Here is a 20,695-nt window from a genome sequence, read left to right on the forward strand (position 1 = left end):
TCCGTACTATTCTTTGACTGAACCGAGTGTAATGCCATGAATGAAGAAACGCTGCAGGAACGGATACACGATGAGAACAGGCAGCATCGCGATGAAGATTTTGGCCGCATCCAGCGTACGGTTAGACAGCTCCGCCAGTCGGCGATACTGATCCTCCGACATTGTCGAAGGGTCGACGGAGACGACGAGTTGCTGGATGTACGTCTGGAGCGGATAGAACTGCTCTCGGGTCATGAACACCAGTCCGTACAAGAATTCATTCCAGTGATAGACGATACTGAACAGCGAGACGGTTGCCAGCACCGGTACAGCCAGGGGGATGTAGATTTTGAACAGCGTATACCATGGTCCTGCACCGTCGACGAGCGCCGCTTCGTCCAACTCCTTGGGCAGGTTGCGGAAGAAGTTCATCGTCAGGATGATATTGAATACGAGCGTCTGCGCGCCGCCGACGAGGACGAGTGCCCAGATGCTGTTCAGCAGGTCGAGCTCTTTGACCGTCAGATACAGCGGGATCAAGCCGCCGTTGAACAGCATCGTGAAGATCAGGATCCACATGAATACATTGCGGCCTTTGAATTGCGCTGCCGTTCGCGAGAGCGGATAAGACATAAGCGCAACGATGATAAAATTGAGTGAGACTCCCAGCAGCACGCGCTGGGTCGAGATCCAAAAGGACCGGAAAAACTGACTGTCATTAAGAATCTGGCCGTATGCGTTGAGATTGAAATCCACCGGCCATAGCCAGACCTGTCCGGCCGCAGCGGCCGAGTTGGAGCTTAACGACAGGGAGAGCGTATACCAGATCGGCAGGACGCATGACAAGGTAATGCCTACCAGGATAACAATCAGCACAATATCGGTCACGCGGTTGCCTAGCGTCTGATCTCGGACCAAGGTCTGCACCTCCTGCTCTAGTTGAAATGAGTTGTATCACGTAGAAAAGGTCATTACAAACCGATGCTTTGAACAACCTTTAGAATATGCGATAGTTAACAAAACGGTAGGCGAGATAATACGAGACCGAGATCAACAGGAAGCCAATAACGGACTTCAACAGACCGACGACGGTTGCCAGCTCATATTGCAGGTTAAGCAAGCCAGTCCGGTAGACCCAGGTATCAATAATATCGCCTGTCGAGTACACTAGCGGATTGTACAGGTTGAAGATTTGATCAAATCCTGCATTAAGTACATTGCCCAGACTGAGCACGGCGAGCAGTACCGCTGTCGTACGGATTCCTGGCAGGGTGATGTGCCAGAGACTTCTCCAGCGCCCCGCGCCATCAATATTGGCGGCCTCATACAGCGCAGGATTGATCCCGGTGAGGGCAGCCAGATAGATGATCGTGCCGAAGCCGAACTCCTTCCAGACGTCAGTGGTGACAACCAGGAATGGGAACAGCTGCGCATCGGCAAAAAACAGCTTCGGCTGGACGCCGAACAAAGCAGTCAATTGATTGACCGGTCCATTATAGGAGAACAAGTCAAGGACGATGCCCCCCAAGATAACCCACGACAAGAAGTGGGGCAGGTAAACAATCGTTTGAATCCAGCGTCTGAGAATCATCAGGCGCAGCTCGTTAAGCATCAGGGCAAACATCAGCGGCGCAATCAGATTGGCAACAATCTTCATCGATGCAATAACCAGTGTATTGATAAAAACTTCTTGGGTATCTCTAAGCAGCAACATATACCGGAAGTGCTCAAGCCCGGCCCAGTCTGAACCGGTGATCCCTCTGCCGGGATTAAAATATTGGAATGCAATGACAATGCCGAACATCGGGATGATACTGAAGACAAACAGCCACAGGAATCCCGGCACCAGCATCAGATAGTAATGTTTGGCGAAACCCTTCATTCGCATGACGGCACTCCTTTCCCCGCATCCTACGGCGCATGTTCCAGAGCCCCGGCGCGGCGCCGGGGCGTCTGGTTATGGTGTGTGTGATACGCCCTTCAGATTACTCTGCCAGCGCGTCTGCTACTTCCTGTGTAATCTGGTCGCCGCCTTGACGCTTCCAGTCTTCGACGAAGGTGTCGAAGGTCTCGAGCGGCGCGGCGCCCATGATGATGCGTAGGAACGTCTCGTCTTCAATCTTGCGCAGGTTGACCCAGCGGCTCTCCATCATCGGTGTCTGCTCATAGATCAGACTCGGTACTTCATTGATGTCGGTATCGACCAAGGGGGTGCCACCGACCATGATGGAGTACGAACGGGTCCAGGCTCCCCAGTTAGCTTCCGGGTTCCAGGTTTCGATATCCAAGACATCGTAAGGCTCATTTTTAATGCTTTTGATGCTGGCCAGATCGGATTGAAGAAGCTTGTAGGTCTTGGCGTCTTGATAGTCCTCTGCCGTCTTGTTGCCCGCCAGCAATTCACGGGTAGCTTCTACTGTAAATTCAATTTCGTCAGATGGGGCATGGACGACACGCAGGGGATAGTAGCCTGGACCGCCCTTACTCGGGTCAAACGTATTCTCTTGCTCTTGTTTCAGCAAATTGTTCGACAGCTTCATCGCAACTTCTGGATGCTCATATCCTTTGCGGACAACCACGAAATCAGTGGAAGGCGTAGCGATATGGGCATTGAACACACCGCTCTCATCCAGTGGAAGAGCATAAGCCTGCCAGTTGGCTTCCGGATTATTCCGTACGGCATTAGTCAGTGGACCGTAACCCATCCACCATGGTGCAAAAAAGATACCGGATTTGCCTGCAATGATGGGTTCATCCGCCTTGTTGCGAACAGCCATCTCTGGATCAATTAGACCCTTGGCGTACAAATCTCTCAAGCTGGCAAGTGCTTCTCTCGTCTCGGGAAGGATCGAGCCATATACCGGGTTGCCATCCTCGCCTTCCAGCCAGTAGCCTGGGTACGAATGATGGGCCGAGAAGATAGGGTCAAAGCCGTAGAGATTATTTTTGGACTCCAGGAAATTGGCATACAGCTTGCCGCCGCTCTCCGGACCGGTGATACCGATGGTATCACGCTGACCGTTGCCATCCGGATCGTCTTCGACGAAGGCCCGTGCAACAGTCTCCAGCTCAGCCATTGTGGTTGGCGGCTCAAGATTCAACTTGTCCAGCCAGTCCTTCCGCAGCCACATCAAATGGTAGCCGTCTGCATTCGCCTGAACACCAGGAATACCCATGATCTTTCCGTCAAAAGTGACAGCATTCAGAGCAGCGCCATTCGTGCTCTCGATGATCTCCCGGATCTCCGGTGAGGCATATCTCTCATACACTTCGGTTAGATCAGCCAGTTGGTCAGCTTCTACCATCTGGCGCAGCTCGACGGCATTGACAACCATCGCATCGGGCAAGTCGTTACTGGCAATTGCCAGGCTGATGCGTTGACGGTAGTTCTGGCCCGAAGCCGCGAAATGATGATTCACGTCCACATTGAGCGCTTCTTTAATTTGTCGGGTGTACTGATTGTCCATCGGCGTGTCACCAGCCGGCAATTCGTTATCCGTCGGATCCACGTCGATGCCCACATTAATAGTAACGGCTTCTTCGTAGCGGCCAAACGGATCAGCAGGTTCTGTGTTGGCGGACGTGTTATTGTCCGGCGTCCCGGTTTGATCTGGCGGTGTGTTGTTACCCGCGTTACTGCAAGCACCCATCACTACGGAGCAGGCCAGCACCAGCGCAAGCAAGCTTGATTTTTTCTTCATCGTGCACCCCTTCTTTCTGTGGAAAGTGTGTTGCCCGTTCTTTAGGACACTTTAACTGTAACACAATGAAAACGCCTACCAGGATAGAAAGCGGTTTCGTATACAGGGGGTCGGATGTAGGCTGATTGTATGCCCGGTGGCCGACGATCTGACATCTCACCCCCCGGCAGGGAGACATTTGTCTACCCTAGCGGCAACGCGTCACGGCCAGGGTAGACGGATGGAGTTAAAGGGATGCTGGGCGAATGTAGGCAAGGGGGTGGCACACAGATACAGTTAGCGGGGAGGGGGGCGACTAGCCGACAACGAACACGAAATTTCATATCTATTTCTGGTTTTCGCGATGAAATCGTGAAATAAACACGAAATTTCGAGCTTATTGTGCCGTTTTACGGAAAAGTGGGCAAATGTATATGAAATTTCATATACAATTTTGGTGCGATGACGTTTTAGGTACCGAACAAATGCCAGAGTGGTCAACAGCTAAGCTGATACGTCAGGTTTTCTCCAGTAAAAAGGAGATCAACTCCTGATGCACACGTATCGGCTGTTCATGGTTGATGGCGTGACCCGCCTGGGGAATGATGCTGTAATGATAGCCTTCCTGGGCTAGAAGAGCAGCCAAATCTTTTCTCACTACGGTAGAGTGGTCGCCCAGCAAAAAATAAAACTTGTCTCGCACCTTTCGGTCAGCTTCTCGATCGTACGGATGTGGACGATGTGGAAACATGGCCCGCTGGTTGTGACTCTTCATCAGCAGTACAAGATGGTCCTCTAATAGCGGATGTCGGTCAAATACATCGGACGCGGGTGAACTTAGCTTACCGATGATTTTGCGCAGGTTGCGCTCTGTCGGTATCAGCATTTCAGGGAACATTAGCATTAGTGTGCTGATCATTGCCTTGATTGGGCGCTGCACGGGCCCTCCCTCTAGACATAAGGTGCGCAAGACCCGCTCCGGGCAGGTCACTGTATATTGATAAGCTATATGAGCCCCATTGGAGACACCGGCGAGATGGAACTTATGAAGGTTAAAATGCCGGGCGAGTTCGTTTATCCAGACGGTCTGTTCGAATTCGACTCGCGTGAATCGCGTGTTGGGCTTGCTTTTGCCAGGGCCGCCAAGCGTATCGACTGCTATACAATAGAAATGGCGGGCCAGTGTTTTCATATTGAGTGCCCACATTAGCGCTGAATTATCACCTACACCATGAAACAGCATCAGCGGTGGGGCGTCGGGTTCACCGGCGGTGAGGCAATGTGTGATGCCATAACTTGTGGAGACGTCATGAGCTTCCACGTCCGTATCCCACATTCGTAATATTTCATCATAAGAGGACAGGACCTGCGCGCGCAACGCCTTACTTTTAAACACTTCCATCATCGTCCTCCCCTGAAGCTGTCATGAAGCGCAGCAGCACTCTAGCATTCGGCAGAGGCGGTTCCGCCTCGCTTCCTTCTGATTGGATGCGAGTGATGCTTATACCTTGCAGCATAGAAAAATAGGTAATGGCCAACATGAGCGGATCTTCCTGTCGAAGCTCCCCACGACGTTGACCCTCAACAATCAAAGGAATTAAATGTTGAAAAGGTTCACCCCGCCGTTGCTGCATAATTGTCAGAGCCTCTTCAGGAATGCCGCCCGGAGCGACGACAAGTAGTAAATTGAAGCGCCAATGCTGTAGGGCTATGCTGGTTGGCGAGATGAAAGCATTGGTTAACCAAGTGATTCGTTCCAGCGGTGTGCCTTTCAGTTGAGAGGCCCACAGTATTGAGTTGGCAGCGCCATCTGAAGTTAGCTTTACAATTTGTACAAACAACTCTTCTTTGGATTTGTAATACGTGTATACATAGCCCTGACTAAAGCCGGCACTTTCCGCAATATCCTTAATTTTGGTGCCGGCAAATCCTTTGTGCGAAAACACATCTACTGCGTGTAGAATGATTTTTCGCCGGACTGGGTCGCCTGCCGCCGCTTCGAAGCTGTCGTAAAACCGTTGCTGCAATCCTAGACTTTGATCCGATTGTATGGATTGATTTTTGATGATAAGCACCACCCTGTTATGAATGAACGTTCATTCAAATAGTACCACAAAAAGGTAATTTAATGAAAACTCCTTTGAGGTCAGTCAGTTAGAGGCAGATGGTGGGGCTGAACTGCGGAACCCCATGTTATCGCACCCCGAACCTTGGGAGCCGCCAGCTGCGAGACAAAATAAACCGGAGTTGCACATGGTAGAATATTGAGAGTGCTGAACAGAGTGGATAGATGGAACGGTACAGAATGGAACAGAGTAGAAGAGTTGGTGTAGCCTGGTGGGGGATGCGCGTACCCGGTAATAAACTCGAAATTTCATATATATTTTGGGATTTCTCGATGAAATCGTGAAATAAACACGAAATTTCGAGCTTATTGCGCCGTTTCACCGAAAAGTGGGCAAATGTATATGAAATTTCATATACAATGGTTTGCGCCGTCGATGCAGGGGGGATTGGTACCTGTGCGCAGCCAGTACGTGTGTGTTCACCAGGTAATGGGGAATCGGAGCAGCTTTTGAACAGGGTGGGAGTGGCCAGTAGTTAATAATCGTTCAAACTGATGAGCTCGCTCATATCAACTTTCCTATAGGCCGGAGCTTAACTCGGTTCCCCCACTCCATTGTAAGGTGCGTGATGGCTAACTTAGTAATATAGTAGTTGCAGCAAAGCTGAATTTATGGGAAAATATTCAACAAACGAGGCAAAGCATGCCCCGGTTCCTTTCTCTAGCAGAGAGGCGCCGGGGCATTTTTATTTTAGCGGATGAGGTGATGGTGATGGGGTTTCAAATTGAGCAGGAGCGATGGATGAACTACCACATGAAACAAAGAAGGGGTGAACGTCTGGACGCATTAAGACGTGGGCACGGATTTGGTAATCAATTGTTTGTAGAGAAGATTTGGTGGGAATTAGTTGGGCATTTTGAGGGATTGCATCCAGAGTATGAGGTTAAGGATTGGCGCGGACGGTCTTATTTTGTGGATTTCATGTGGATCGTGATGGCCAGGCGCTTTATCTTCGAAATCATGGATTTTGGTTCCCACGGGAAAGAGCGCATCAAGTATCGCAGAGATTTGAATCGGGGTCTGTTTTTGCAAGCGCAGGATTGCGAGGTGTTCTACATTGCCTTGGACGAGCTGAAGGAGAATCCTACATTCATTCTAAATGCACTGCGGAACATTCTCTCCCCTTACTTATCCGCAAAAAGCGAGGTCAGAGTCTCTGGGGGCTTGTATTGCAAGATTGAACGCGAGCTGATGCGGGCAGCGATCCGGCGCCATCGGGTTATTCGGCCAGTTGAAGCAGCGAAGGAATTGGAGATTCACACGATGACCGTTATAAAGTACTGCCGACAGTTGGTGGAGAAAGGGAAGTTTCGTCCGGTGGACAAAGGACTGTCAGGTCGAGTAGTGGCTTATGAGTATATCGGCTCGTTGCAAGGCCCTGACTTGGTGTAGGTGGGATGGCTGAGGGACAGCTGGAGTATGGCTGGAGTATGGCATTCCATTGCCGACTAGTGCTCCGCAGGCAGTTCTCCGGACCCCGGGGGTCAGACGGCGTAGCGGCGGTCGGTATTACATTACATTGTAGGCAGCAACTAGGTCACTCGTTGATAGCTGTAGCTTGGTGTATAACGGTTGGTCGATCCGGAGGATACAGGTGATGGCAGGTTGTTCAGTTTAAACAAATACAATTAAACACGAAATTTCATATCTATTTCTGGTTTTCGCGATGAAAACGTGAAATAAACACGAAATTTCGAGCTTATTGCGCCGTTTTACGGAAAAGTGGGCATATGTATATGAAATTTCATATACAATGCGGCTGGCCTGCCGAGAAGGTCCCGCGTCGCAGCCGCATAATAGGATCCCCGACCCCAGACCTGGAAACCCCCAGATCTGGCAACCCATTACCCGCCATCAGCAGGATGCGGCTCTCAATATGTGCGCGGCCACTCACCCTAATATGGGACAGGCCGAGTAGGAGCCGGGTAGGATGAAATGTTTGGGCGGAGGAGGTATGCTTTCAATAGAGAAGACTGGAAAAGTTGAACAGGAGGCATGCACATGAGCGAGATATGGACGGCATCGATGGGGGGCGTCCCCTGGGATGCGGATAAGATGGAGCAGGCGGTGAGTCAGCTGCGGCATCGGGGAACCATTAGCTTCGTGGTCGGGTCCGACACCACGGAGGATCTGCAGGAGTTGGACCGGCGCGTATTCGCCCGGCGTCCTGACCTGATTCTGAAGATCGATAACCCGCAGGAAGAAGATCGCTACTCAGAAGATTTCCTCGATACGCTGGCCGACCTACGACATGTTGCTGCGCTGCAGCTGCATCTCCGGCAGCGGCAGGATCTGAGCAAGCTGGCGGCTGTGAAAGGGATGCAGTACTTGAACCTGCGCGCGGACAAGAAGCAGAGCATCGACTTTATCCGCAATTACAAGCATTTAACCTACCTTGCACTCAGCGGCAAATTTGAGGAGCTGTCTCCGATTGAGGATTGTATTCGATTGACCACCTTGGTCCTGAATACTGCGGTTAATAGCCTGGATTTCCTTGTTGACCTGCCGTTTATCACCTATCTGGCTATTGACAGCGTCCCACTGAATGGTCCGCTAGAAGTGCTCGCAGCATCTAATCTAACCATGCTCAGATTGTCTTCCGTGCGCAACCTGACGTCGATTGACGCAATCAGCCACCTGCACAATCTCACTTCGCTGCAGCTGTCGTTGCCCAAGGTGGAGCAACTATGCGATCTATCACGGTTGACCCGTCTCGCACAGTTGGAGCTGGATTATATGAAGTCCTTGCGGAATGTGAATGGTCTGTGGAGCGCAAGTGGTCTGGAGGTACTACTGCTCAAGGAAATCTCGAAGTCCGTGACTGCCGAAGAGCTGGCCCGGCTGGCTTCAATGGACAGTCTGCGCCAAGTGGATTTCCGGTTCATGGATACAGGCAAGCAGCGGATTGCCGCGCTCCGCAAGCACATGCACGAAGCAGGCAAGGAGCATATAATCATTGAGAATATTCCAGAGGCGCATCGCATTCCGTCGCTGGCACTGACACATTTGTCAAAGATACTAACTTGAACGGGGTTCTTTTCTACCAAGTCCGTTGGCGATATAAGCGTATTGGTAGTCTATAGTCGCAAGACCTTTTGCGCAGTTAACCCGGTTTTTGTCGAAATTTCTCGTGCCGTTTTCCAATCCAAGCCTTATAATGGAAGCGGGGGGAGATCGACTTGAGAAGTATGCTGGTGCGCATGGTGTTGTTTTTTAGCATTCTGATGATAGGAACGGGCGTCATCGTGAGCTTTATGATTGCCCGCTCGGCAGAGCAACTGGTTGTTCAATCGCTTGGCGAGCAGGCTCGCACAATCGCCGAGACAGCGGTCTCACGGATTGATCTGCAGCGGTACCGGGAGATTACACCGGAGGCGGGACCCGATAGCTATTATCATGAGCTGCGCGGCCAGTTCAACGAGATCCGGGAAACGAATGGTCTTAAATATTTGTATACCATGGCCGTGCGGGAGACACCGCAGGGGCCTGAATATTATTATGTGGTCGACGGCATGCCTGAAGGCACAGACGCCGACGATTTCTCCGCACTCGGAGATGTGGAAACGGAAACAACGGACATGCTGCCGGTGTTTGAGAGTGGGCAGACGTACATCGGCTCGCTTACCAAAGATGATACCTATGATGCAACCATTACAACCTATGTTCCGATTCTGGATGGAGGGACGCTTATCGGTGTGCTGGGTGCGGACTTTGATGCTGAGAATGTCTATGACTTACTACAGCAAAATCGCAGCCGGATCATGCTGATTACAGGAATTGTCCTACTGGTGGCAATCGGCTTAGTTACCCTGCTGGCGAGGCTGATAGTCGGGCCGCTCAAACGACTGACCATCGCCATGAGCAGGGTTCAAGACGGTGATCTGACGGCAACAGTACCGGTGAAGGGAAAGGACGAGGTCGCCATTATGGCCGAAGGCTTCAACCACATGGTAGGCGACCTGCGCGGGATGATCGGCAGCATTCAATCGAGTGCGGCTTTAATGCGAGAGTCCTCCGAGCTTCTGACGGGACGGACCGAGACGGCCATGGCTGTGGGCAGCCGTATTTCGGAGCGAACGGACGAGATGAGCCGCGCCGCCGGTCAGCAGCGGGTGGCTGCGGCAGAGGCAGCACGGGCGATGGAGGAAGTCGGTGCCGGGATCGGACGGGTAGCCCAGTCCTCCTCAGTTGTTGCGGATGCCTCGCAATCGGCCAGGACAGCAGCACACCGTGGCCAGACGGCAATCTCGCAGGCTGTGCGGCAGGTCGAGATTATCCATGCGACCTCCAGAACCGTTGATGCGGACGTCGCCGCATTGGCAAGGGACTCGCAGGAGGTAGGACAGATCATTGCGACGATTCGAGGCATTGCCAAGCAGACGCATATTCTTGCCCTGAACGCGGCCATTGAGGCCTCACGGGCAGGCGAGCATGGACGGGGCTTCAGCGTCGTAGCCGAGGAGATCCGCAAGCTGGCAGGTGAAGCCGGCGAGTCGGCGGAGCGAATTGATCAGTTGATCGGCCAGATGCAGGCCGGTACGGACAAGGTGACCCAGACGGTAGCGGAGGAGCAGCAGGAGGTCGCCCAGGGCATTGTGGAAATCCGGGCGGCACATGCGACGTTTGATGCGATTATGAGTGAGGTCGACCGAGTGGCGGAGCAGATGCACGGCGTCTCTGCCTCCGCCCAGCAGATGGCGGCAGCGGCCGAGGAGGCGACTGCGGCTTCCGATGAGATTGCCCGGATGACGCACACCACGGCCGACCAGAGCACAGCCATTGCAACCGATTCCCAAGAGCAGAGTGATGCCATTGCAGACACGCGCCAGTCAGCAGACGCCATGCGGCAGACGTCTAGGCAGTTGGACAAGCTGGTCGAGCGGTTCCGGACCTGATCCGGTGAATGATACAAGAGAGGCCTGGATCGTAGGAGGTAGAGATACTTCTGGGATCCGGGCTGATTGGCGTCCCGGAGATTGGATTCAATAGAACAAATCTGTGTACCTGGGAGGTTGTCCATGCAACATAACTTCACAATTGATGGGGGCCGACTTGAGAGCAGGCAAGGGATGATATAATGAAGAGACTTCTTAACTGAAATGTTCATTATTGAGTCGCAAGGAGCTGTTGAAGCATGCTGGAAAGGTTGCGTCTGCTATTCCCGCAGAAATTGAAATATCGGCTGTTCACTGCGTTTCTGGTGCTGATCCTGCTGCCGTTCAGCATTCTGAATCTCTATAATTATCAAAGGGTCGAGGCGGTGATGCAGCAGAAGCTCAGCGAGAAAAGCTACGATCAGCTGCAGCAGATCATCGGTGCGCTGGACGACTTGATGAACATGGCCTTCAAGACGTGGATTATGCTGGAGCAGGATGCGGCGGTCCGAGAGGTGCTGCTTCATCCGGAGAACAAGACGATCCTCGACAACAAGCACGCGATGGAAGCCAAATTTATCGGCATCAACAACAGCTTGTTCCTGCTTAATCCGGTCGTGTACTACACGTTGCTGGACCTCAAGGGCAATACTTATACGTCATACCAGCCCCGCCGGGCGCTCGACTACGAGCAGCTGATACAAGGCAGGTATTTTCAGGAAGCGCTTACAAATAATCAGAATACCGCCTGGGTTACCGACGAAGAGAACTATGTCGCCAGCGACTTGTCCGCCAGTCAGCGGCTGTTGTCCATGTATACAGTCTTCAAGGACCCAAACCGAAGCTACCGCCCCTACGGCGTGGCCCGGATCAGCATTGACTACAGCTACTGGTTCAAGTCTGTGCTGCATGCCTATTCCCCGGACCAGGAATATTTCCTACTGACCGCAGGTGGCGAGCATGTCGCACAGTCCCGGGCAGAGGGCCTGCTTACGGACGAGGCGGTCCGGCAGATTGCACAAACCCAGAGTAACGGCTATTTTATCGACAAGGCTTCGACGATGGTGGTCAATTACAGCTATATTCCTACTCTGGATTGGTATATGGTTAACCGGACGCCGCTTGGCGTATTGTTCAATGAAATTGATGCGCTGAAGCGGCAATTTTTTGCCACGTCGATCGCCTTTATGGCTCTGTTCATCGCGATGACCTTCATGATCGCCTCCACGATTACCAGACCACTGTCTCATCTGCAGAACAAGATGAAGGATGTGGTCCGCAAGAGCCTGAAAATCCGTCTACCCCAGGACAAGTACCGCGGCGAGATATTGGATCTGACCCGGACATTCAACTCGATGCTGGACGATATGAACGGCTTGATCCAGCGGCTCAAGGAGGAGGAGCGGCAGAAGGAGGCGGTTCATTTCCAGATGCTGCTTGCGCAGATCAACCCGCACTTCCTCCTCAACACGCTGAACACGATGAAATGGATTGCGATCCGCCAGCGCAATGAAGACATCGAGGAGATCTGCGTCTCGCTGGGCAAGCTGCTGGAGATGAGTCTGAACTCGGAGCTCGACATGATCCATCTGAAGGATGAGCTCGAGCTGGTGCAGGCCTATGTCCATATTCAGCAGAAGCGGTTCAATTACAAGCTGGATGTCGGATACCGGTATGAACCGGATACGGCTTACGCCCTGGTGCCCAAGCTGAGTATCCAGCCACTGGTTGAAAATGCGATCCAGCACGGCATCGCGCACATCGAGGGCGAGGGCAGGATCGACATTGTCATCGAACGGGAACGCTACCAGCTCAAAATTCGGGTACGGGACAACGGTGCCGGATTGGAAGCTGCTCGGGAACGGCCATTGGCGCGCAGGAGCAGTGGGATTGGCATCCGCAATCTGAAAGAACGGCTGGCGCTGCTGTTCAAGGGCCAGGGCGGTTTTGAGCTGACCGCGTTGGAGCAGGGGACGGAAGCGCTGATTACGATCCCGCTGCTGGTGTCGGTGCCCTATGGAGGTCCGGATGCGTCAGGGCCGATCTTACCGTCGCGGCAGCAGCCATCGTAGATACAGGGGGGATGCGCATGTGGAAAGTATTATTGGTCGAGGATGAAGTATTCGTCCGGGAGTCTGTGCGGGAGATCATCGATTGGGAGAGCATGGGCTTCACCGTTATCGGCGAGGCGGGCAACGGTGCAGAGGCGTTGCGGCTCATCCGCCGGGAGCCGCCTGATCTGGTGTTGGCCGACATCATCATGCCTGAGATGGATGGCATTGAGCTGCTCAGGCAGACGAGAGAAGCGGGGATCAGGGCTAAGTTTGTCATGCTGACCTGCATGAGCGAGTTTGAGTATATTCGCCAGGCGATGGAGTACGGCGCCTCCAACTATATTCTGAAGCTGTCGATGAATGTTAAGGACCTGCGGGAGACGCTTGGCAAGATTGGGGCAGAACTGGAGAAGGAGAGTGACGGTCAGCGGGAGCTGGCTCGCACAGACGAAGCGACCGGGAGGCCTGCGGCTGAGGAGCAACGGACGGATGAGAGTAGTCAGAGTAGTGCGGGGTATGGGACCCGGGTCAGTCACCCTGAGGTCAGCAAGATTATTGCTTATATCCATGACCACTACGACCAGGACCTGTCCGTGAAGTTTTTGTCCCACCATGTGATGATGGGCGAGAATTATGTCAGCGCGCTGTTCAAGAAGAAGACCGGCTGCACACTTATTCATTATCTGCATCAGGTCCGGGTCGACAAGGCGATCTGGTATCTGCGTCATACCGGCCTGCCTGTCTCCGAGATCGGTCATAAAGTGGGATTTGCCAACGATAATTATTTCATCAAAATTTTCAAACGTCATACAAAGCAGACGCCGAGCCTGTATCGCAAGGGAGAGGGCTGGCGGTCCGGGGAGGGAAGAGACGAGTGGGCAAGCGAAGCTGGGCAAGCCGGTTCGGATTGACGTGGGTGGTCGTCGTGGCTCTGGCAGGTGGATGTGCGGGCAACTTCTCTGAGCCGCAAATGATTACGGGAGTCGGCCAGACGGGCGACGGCCGGACCCGACTCACCCTCTGGGGTGGCGTGCCGCCCGAGGCCGGTCCGGAGCGTGTAGTGGCTGCATGGAACGAAGCGCATTCTGACATCGTGCTTGAGTATGTCCGATATGTCAATGACGACGACGGCAATCTGAAGCTGGATACGGCGCTGATGGCGGGCCAGCAGGTCGATCTGTATTTTAATTACTCGCGCTCTCAGCTGGAGCGCCGCATAGAGGCCGGAGTCGCGCTCGATCTGAACGGCTTTGGCGACTATGACCTCAGGGAAAAGATGGGCGACGATGCGGAGGCATGGGCGTTTGATGGGCGGTACTATGGGTTGCCGACCAAGCAAAATTATTATTTCGTGGCACTGAACAAAGAGGCGCTGGAGGCGGCGGAGCTGCCGATCCCCGTATCCTGGACATGGGACGACATGCGAATGTACGCCAGCAAGCTGTCTGAATCGCATGCATACGGATGGCTGCAGCATCTGGAGCCTTTCGATGATCCGGTCGACTCGCTACTCACCTATGAGGGCTACACGGGAGACGATGGGCAATCCCGGTTCGATCATCCGCTGGTGGCGCATTGGCTGAAGAGTCTGAAGGCGATGATGACGGAGGATCGTTCGACACCGGAGTACGGGATGCAGCTGACCTCCAAGATGCCGGTCGAGCAAATGTTCTTAAGCGGCGAAGCAGCCATGCTCAATATCGGCGAATGGCTGTTCCGAAGCGCCAACCAAGTAGCGGACGATCCGCAGAGATTTACAATTGCCTTTGCCCCGGTGCCCCGCCTGACGGAGCGTGAAGAGGATTATATCCCCCGTGGAGGGCTCGGTGACGTATTGTCGATCCACCCCGGCTCGCCCAATGTGAAGGCGGCATGGACATTCGCCAAGTGGTATGCGGACGGCGGTATGGTGCCGATGGCCCAGGGTGGCAGGCTGCCGGCCTCGCGGGATGCCGATCTGGAGGCGGCCATGGACTACTTCCTGGGGGGCCACCGGGACCGCTATGACATGGCATCGCTGGAGCACGTCTTCTACGGCAACCCGCAGCGAACGTTTGTCCGCGGCCTCTCACAGCCGGTATTGGATCTGCGTACCCAGGAGTATGAGAAGTATTTTCTTGGCGTGCAGACGCTAGAGCAGACGCTCGCCAATATGAAGCAAAGGCATGATGATTATCTGCATTCGGGCAGCCTGGGAGACGAATAGATTGAATCTATGCGTCTATGGCTGCCCGTCCTTCGGATTACGTCGATCTGTTCTATTAACTGTGAAGATCTGTTTATCCAATGCCGGCTGTGCTTGACGTATACTTTGCATTGGAATTAAAGCGCTTACTAAACGGCGCTATATCAATGCAGGGGAGAGGGACAGCGATGCAAGTAAATCATTATCGAAGAGTCATCGCCTGGCTGATAATCGCCACGCTGCTGGGAGGACTGGCGCTGCCAGCCGGGCCAGCAGCAGCGTCGGAGACGATTGCAGCCGGCGTGCAGGTGGATCAGACGACGGAGGAAGTGGTCGTCAGGACGACATTATACACCATTCGAATCGAGAAGGCGGGCTTCCGCTACAACTTCGAGGACGCTGGGGGCGGCGAGATCGCGCCCGCTCATCCGGTGTCAGGCATCCGCTTCGGGTCTGCGGCAGGGGCGACGCTGTATGATGCCGAGACGACGGAATTGCTCAGTCATGATGAGGAGAGCGTCCGCTTCCGTGTGGTAAACACACATGGCGACGAGGCGGTGGTCCGCATCCTGCCGTATGAGCGCTATGCCCGCTTCCAGATCGAACCCGAACCGTTCGAGGAGCGGTCGCAGGCACTCCAGGGCGAGGCGCCCGAGCGGGTGGAAGCTCTGATCTGGCGGGGCGATACGACGTGGGACGATTACACGCTGGAGCTGGAGATGAAGCAGAGCAAGCGGGACGCCAGCAGCACCTCGGGCGTGCTCGTCCGGTATCAGGATTACAACAATTTCTATCATCTCCGGTATCACCTGGCGACGAACAAGCTGCAGCTGCTCAAGAAACAGACCGGCAGCGTGCTCAGCGTCATCCATGAGGTGAATGTGTCGGGTACATTCGACTCTACCCGGCTGTACCCGGTGAAGGTCGAAGCCGAAGGCAACCGGATCCGGGCGTACTGGAACAATAATCTCCTGCTGGATTATACAGATACCCAATCGCCTCTCCTGAACGGCGCGGTGGGCATGCGAATCTACAGCGATGTGACCCAGTACGCCAATGTGTCTGTGACGGCGGGGGATACAGTCCTTATGGACGAGTCGGACTGGCAGGGCACAGAGGACTGGAATGTGCATAATGGTCAGTGGCGGATGACGGGCGAGGTGACGCGGACGGCGGTCATCGATGCCCGGACGGGCTCGCTTAGTCCCGGCTACGGACTGGGCGACTTCGCCCACAATCAGCAGAGCACCAATGTGTTCGGCATCTCCAATCACGACCTGACCAATAAAGGTGCGGATCAGCGGTTTGTATCGACCTTTACGGTCTTCCCGGCCCACGGCTTTGCACAGGTGCTCTTCGAAACCGGCAAGAAACGTGTGGCGGTCAACAGCGCGGAGAACAAGCTGGGTGCGGACAATATCACCAGTGTGGACGGTTTATATTATTTTATGGGAACGATGGAACAGATCTATGCGGATTACCAGGAGGTAAGAGTGGCCGAGGGGTATCCGGTCTACAAGCCGAAGTACGACTTCTTCGAGGTGGGATACGAAGCGTTCGGCTCACTGGGGTGGAACACGTACCAGACCTCGGTCATGCAGGATCTGCAGACGTATCTGGACAAAGGCTACAAGCTGAAATGGGGCGTTGTCGGCTCCGGATTCTGGAGGGGTGATCGCAACTCGCCGACGCAGGGGGCGACGACCAGCTTTGGCCTGTGGGATGATGTGGAGGGGCCGCCGAGGGCTGACGGGCTGCCGAATCCGAGATATCCCGACGTGGATGGGCTCAAAGCTTTCTTCCGCGACAATGATATGAATCTGCTGATCGGACTGCGTACGAATTTTAAGGCGCTGCCGACCAACGGGGGCAACTATACGCCGGCGCATGATGGTCCGTTTACGGAGCAGGGACTGGAGCGGGGCTACTTCCTGAGCGATGAGAACGGAACGCCGCTCAAGTATACGGTCAGTTTCCCGAGTGGTAGTGTGCATCTGCTGGATGCCTACAATGAGGAGGCGCTGGACTGGTATGAGCAGGGAGCTGACCTGTGGGGCGTCGACGGCTTCAAAGAAGATACGATGATGATGACCAAGCCGTATCAGGACGGCCTGTGGAACCTCTCGAACGGCCGGTTGATGGAGCAGGGCTATCAGGTCATGGTGCGCAATGCAGCCTATTCCGTGCCCGGGGACATCCTGAGGCTGGAGGATACGCAGCATGCCTACAACCAGGATCGTCCGATCATCAATGCACTCAACTATGCAGCCAGCGGTGCCCCCAATGTCTACTCCGACATCGTGGCTGGCAAGTATCTGACGCTGCCGCTGACGCAGGATCAGAAGCTTTATTTTGTCCGCAATGCGATGTGGGCTGCCCTGACACCGGCCATGTCACTGGGGCTTGGGCCTTGGCATATGGAGAATGAGACGTACGAAGCGGCAGTCAAAAAAGCAGTCGACTTCCACTCCATGTACGCGCCTTATATCTATAGCGCAGCTGTTGATAGCTATCATACCGGCTTCCCGCATACAATGACGCCGCTGCCGATCGCGTATCCGGACGATCCCCAGACGTATCAACTGGCCAACCGGACGACCCGCCAGTACGAGTGGATGCTCGGCCCATCCATGCTGGCGGTACCTGCCTACGGTCATGACTATGCCAGCGTAACAGCGCGGGACGTCTATCTGCCGGAGGGGACCTGGATCGATTATGATACGGGTAAGCAGTACAACGGACCTGTGACACTCGAACGGTATAGTCTGCCCATTGATAAGATCCCCGTCTTCATCGGCGGCAAGGGTGTGTTGGTAAGGCAGGAGCTGGAGGACAACGGCAGCCTGATCGCTGAGGTCTACCCGGTAGCGGATCAAGGATCGAGCTATACCTACACCTACCCTGACGGCGAGGCTACCAGCACAATCGTGAACGACAATGCCGGCTGGAACCGCGCCAATCTTAAAATTATGGATACGACTTCGGGTCAGGAGATCGACTATGATTACGATGAGCGTACAGGTGCCTTCGCGTTCAAGCTGACGCCGGACCATAATTATGAATTGACAGGCGGCGCCTTTGAGGGCACGCTGGCCGAGCTGCTGCTGCCGGGAGACCAGCCTGCGGAGCTGATTGCAGGCGAACGGCTGACGCTGCAGGTAGAAGCCAGGGCGGACAGCGGCGAGCCTGTAGAGCTGAGCGAGCTGGCGCTGGCCTACGAGACGGAAGAAGCGGGTATCGTAGCGGTTAGCGAGGCTGGCTTGGTGACTCCGCTGCAGACCGGGATGACCCGGGTGCGCGTTTCGGCACAAGGCCCCGACGGCATCCTATACTCGCCGTGGCTGACCATCAAGGTGGTGGAGCCTGCGCTGGCTATCGAGGCGCCAGCCCCTCTGGCGGTGTTGACGGGAGAGTCGGTCGTTGTCTCCGGCACCAGTCGCGGGCTGACGCAGCTGGAGCTTAGGTATCAGGGCAGCGTAAGAGAGATTGCGCAGCAGGCAGATGGCGCCTGGGAGACGACGCTGGGCAGACTCGCAAACGGTCCGCATCGTCTGCAGGTCGTCGGCCGAGACAAGGACGGCCGGATCCGGCTGGTGCAGCAGGTCCGGATTGAGCTGGACACCGAGGACACGCTGCTGGTGAGCGACTTCACAGACAGCAGTGAGCCTTGGCAGATCGTGAATGGCAACTGGAGCTTGTCCGAGACGGACGGTCGTGACGTATACCGGGCGACGGGCCGGGGCTTGACCCATACCGGCTCGGCAGACTGGCGGGATTACCGGGTGGAGGCAGACCTCATGATGGCGGCTTCCACATCAGGCGGCTCGGCCGGACTCATCTTCCGGTACAGCGACCCTGCCAACTTCTATCACGTTCGATTGGACGACAATCGATCAAGCGATCCTGGTGTACAGACTATCCAGCTGTACAAATGGGTGGACGGAACAGCCAGCAAAGTCGCCGAAGCGCCGTTCGCCTACGAATACGGCCAATGGTACACGATGGCTGTCGAGGTGGAGGGCGACCGGATTCAGGCATTTGTGGACGGAGAGCGCTACCTGGATGTTACCGATGCGTCGCTTGCCTCAGGTGCCATTGGGCTGCGCACGTATGACCGCCACACGTCGGTTGATGCCGTTCGCGTGATGCGTCTTGCGCCGGAAGACCGGAACGGCTATGCGGTCTGGGAGGATGGAGCGGCAGAGGTGCGAGAAGCTGATGGAGATTCGCTTACGCTTGCGTGGAGTGGAGAAGTGCAGGGTGTGGAGGATGCGCAGTACCGCGTCTGGGTGAACAACGAGCCGATGGCGGAGACAACCACGGAGCGGGAGCTTATCATCGACGGCTTGGCGCCGGGAGAGCTGTACTCGTTCAAAGTGGAGGCGGGTGCAGGGGACAGATGGAGTACCGATGGGCCTGTAGTCGTCTACATCGTGCCTGCCGGTGAAGGACCGGAAGAGCCGGAGGAGCCAGGAGAGCCTGGTAATCCAGGCAACCCGGGCAACCCCGGTAACCCCGGTAATTCCGGCGGTAATAGTGGAGGGAACGACGGTGTCGAGGAGTCGGAGTCTGAGCCAGATGTTCGTACCGTAACCGAAGAGGAGCTGGTACGTGGCAATCGTGGTCGTGCCGAGATTGGTCTTGGGGCTGAGCAGCAGACGGTGAAATTGCCGATCGGCGCGGCACAGCTCGATTATCCGATCGCCGTTCGTATGGCTAGAGGAGATACAGTCATCGTCGATCCCCTCGCATTGGCAGCGATGCTCGCTGATACGCCAGCGGGAGCAGCAGATTTCTTCCGAATTGAGCTGACCGCATCGGATCTAACTGCCGGGCAACGCGGACAGTTGGGAAGCGAGCTCCGCCTTATGGGTAGCGGGATAGTACAACTGGACCTTGCTTTATCTCTGACGAGCGGTGAGCTCGTGCGCTCAGCTCTCGTGGGTGGTGTTCAGCTGGAGCTGGCCTACGATGCCACGCAGGCAGATGCCGCACTGCTTGGCTTGTACCGATATGATGTCAATGCTGGAGCTTGGGTGTATGCGGGCGGTTATGCCGATGTATCCACTGTGACAGGGACCACCGGACAGCCGGGGCTCTATGCTGTCCTGCAGCGCGAGATTCGTTTTGCCGACGTGCCACAGACGCACTGGGCACACCGCACCTTGCAGGTGCTGGCAGCGCGTCATATCGTCAGCGGCATGAACGAGACTCAGTTTGCACCATCGGGCTTGACGACCCGTGCCGAGTTCACAGTGCTGCTAGTCCGGGCGCTTGGGCTGGAAGGCGATGTCGGTGCATCGGCTATGAGATTCAGCGATGTCGGGCAGAGTAACTGGTATGCCGCGGAGGTAGCGGCTGCTTTTGAAGCCGGTTTGGTTCAGGGTGTGTCTGCGGACCGGTTTGACCCGCAAGCGCCGATTACGCGTGAGCAGATGGCTGTCATGATCGTCCGCGCCTTCAAGCTGGCAGGAGGCCAGACTCCAGATGCTCCGGGCGGCTTGGATCGATATAGTGACAGCGCCGAACTGTCAGCATGGGCCACTGATGCAGTAGCACAGGCGGTCGCGGCGGGACTAATGCAAGGCACCGCCACCGACAAGTTCGACCCGATCGCCCAAGCGACACGAGCCCAGACGGCGCAGGCGGTATATAACCTGTTGGAGTTATTCAACAGCTTCTAAGGAATTTGAAAGAAGATGTGGAACCTATAAAGTACGGGATGTAAAGCGTCAATACACCGGAATGTAGGTTAACTCATACGGTGTATTGATAGGCTTTTGCTACGCATCCACGC

12 protein-coding genes are annotated in these 20,695 nt (G+C 54.9%); 7 read left to right on the plus strand and 5 right to left on the minus strand.

Annotation, left to right across the window (positions count from 1 at the left end; genetic code table 11):
- Nucleotides 1–6 precede the first annotated feature (6 nt).
- The 5 genes from F556_RS0117540 to F556_RS36385 form a co-directional block, all read right to left on the minus strand.
- Nucleotides 7–897: a carbohydrate ABC transporter permease gene (locus F556_RS0117540; protein ID WP_020618289.1), complete on the minus strand. Its 891-nt coding sequence runs from the start codon at nt 895–897 to the stop codon at nt 7–9.
- A gap of 79 nt (nt 898–976) precedes the next feature.
- On the minus strand, nt 977–1,867 hold the full coding sequence (locus F556_RS0117545; RefSeq protein ID WP_020618290.1) for an ABC transporter permease: 891 nt from the start codon (nt 1,865–1,867) through the stop codon (nt 977–979).
- A gap of 97 nt (nt 1,868–1,964) precedes the next feature.
- Nucleotides 1,965–3,680 carry an extracellular solute-binding protein gene (locus F556_RS0117550; protein WP_020618291.1) on the minus strand — a complete coding sequence of 572 codons (1,716 nt, stop codon included), beginning with the start codon at nt 3,678–3,680 and terminating at the stop codon, nt 1,965–1,967.
- Between the two features lie 496 nt (nt 3,681–4,176).
- A complete protein-coding gene (locus tag F556_RS0117555; protein WP_020618292.1) occupies nt 4,177–5,061 on the minus strand; it encodes an alpha/beta fold hydrolase in 885 nt (294 codons plus the stop codon).
- Complete coding sequence (locus tag F556_RS36385; RefSeq protein WP_020618293.1) at nt 5,048–5,734, minus strand: TetR/AcrR family transcriptional regulator; 687 nt, start codon at nt 5,732–5,734, stop codon at nt 5,048–5,050. Before F556_RS36385 ends, F556_RS0117555 begins: the two co-directional genes overlap by 14 nt.
- A gap of 804 nt (nt 5,735–6,538) precedes the next feature.
- Between F556_RS36385 and F556_RS0117565 the strand changes: the two genes are divergently transcribed.
- The 7 genes from F556_RS0117565 (at nt 6,539) to F556_RS36390 (ending at nt 20,582) form a co-directional block, all read left to right on the plus strand.
- Nucleotides 6,539–7,177, plus strand: a complete 639-nt coding sequence (locus F556_RS0117565; RefSeq protein WP_245583086.1) for a hypothetical protein — start codon at nt 6,539–6,541, stop codon at nt 7,175–7,177.
- Between the two features lie 609 nt (nt 7,178–7,786).
- Nucleotides 7,787–8,812: a leucine-rich repeat domain-containing protein gene (locus tag F556_RS0117570; protein ID WP_020618295.1), complete on the plus strand. Its 1,026-nt coding sequence runs from the start codon at nt 7,787–7,789 to the stop codon at nt 8,810–8,812.
- Nucleotides 8,813–8,973: 161 nt separating this feature from the next.
- Entirely contained in the window at nt 8,974–10,680 is a 1,707-nt protein-coding gene (locus tag F556_RS0117575; RefSeq protein WP_020618296.1) for a methyl-accepting chemotaxis protein, read from the plus strand.
- 239 nt (nt 10,681–10,919) lie between these two features.
- Complete coding sequence (locus F556_RS0117580; protein ID WP_020618297.1) at nt 10,920–12,731, plus strand: cache domain-containing sensor histidine kinase; 1,812 nt, start codon at nt 10,920–10,922, stop codon at nt 12,729–12,731.
- A 17-nt stretch (nt 12,732–12,748) separates the two neighbouring features.
- Nucleotides 12,749–13,624 (plus strand): response regulator, encoded by an 876-nt coding sequence (locus tag F556_RS0117585; RefSeq protein WP_020618298.1) that lies wholly within the window; start codon nt 12,749–12,751, stop codon nt 13,622–13,624.
- Nucleotides 13,588–14,919, plus strand: coding sequence for an ABC transporter substrate-binding protein (locus F556_RS0117590; RefSeq protein WP_020618299.1), 1,332 nt, complete (start codon nt 13,588–13,590; stop codon nt 14,917–14,919). The genes F556_RS0117585 and F556_RS0117590 overlap by 37 nt, the downstream gene beginning before the upstream one ends.
- Nucleotides 14,920–15,086: 167 nt before the next feature.
- Nucleotides 15,087–20,582, plus strand: a complete 5,496-nt coding sequence (locus tag F556_RS36390; RefSeq protein ID WP_020618300.1) for an S-layer homology domain-containing protein — start codon at nt 15,087–15,089, stop codon at nt 20,580–20,582.
- Nucleotides 20,583–20,695 lie beyond the last annotated feature (113 nt).

Origin of the sequence: Paenibacillus daejeonensis DSM 15491 (assembly GCF_000378385.1) — a bacterium.
GTDB lineage: Bacteria > Bacillota > Bacilli > Paenibacillales > Paenibacillaceae > Paenibacillus_D > Paenibacillus_D daejeonensis.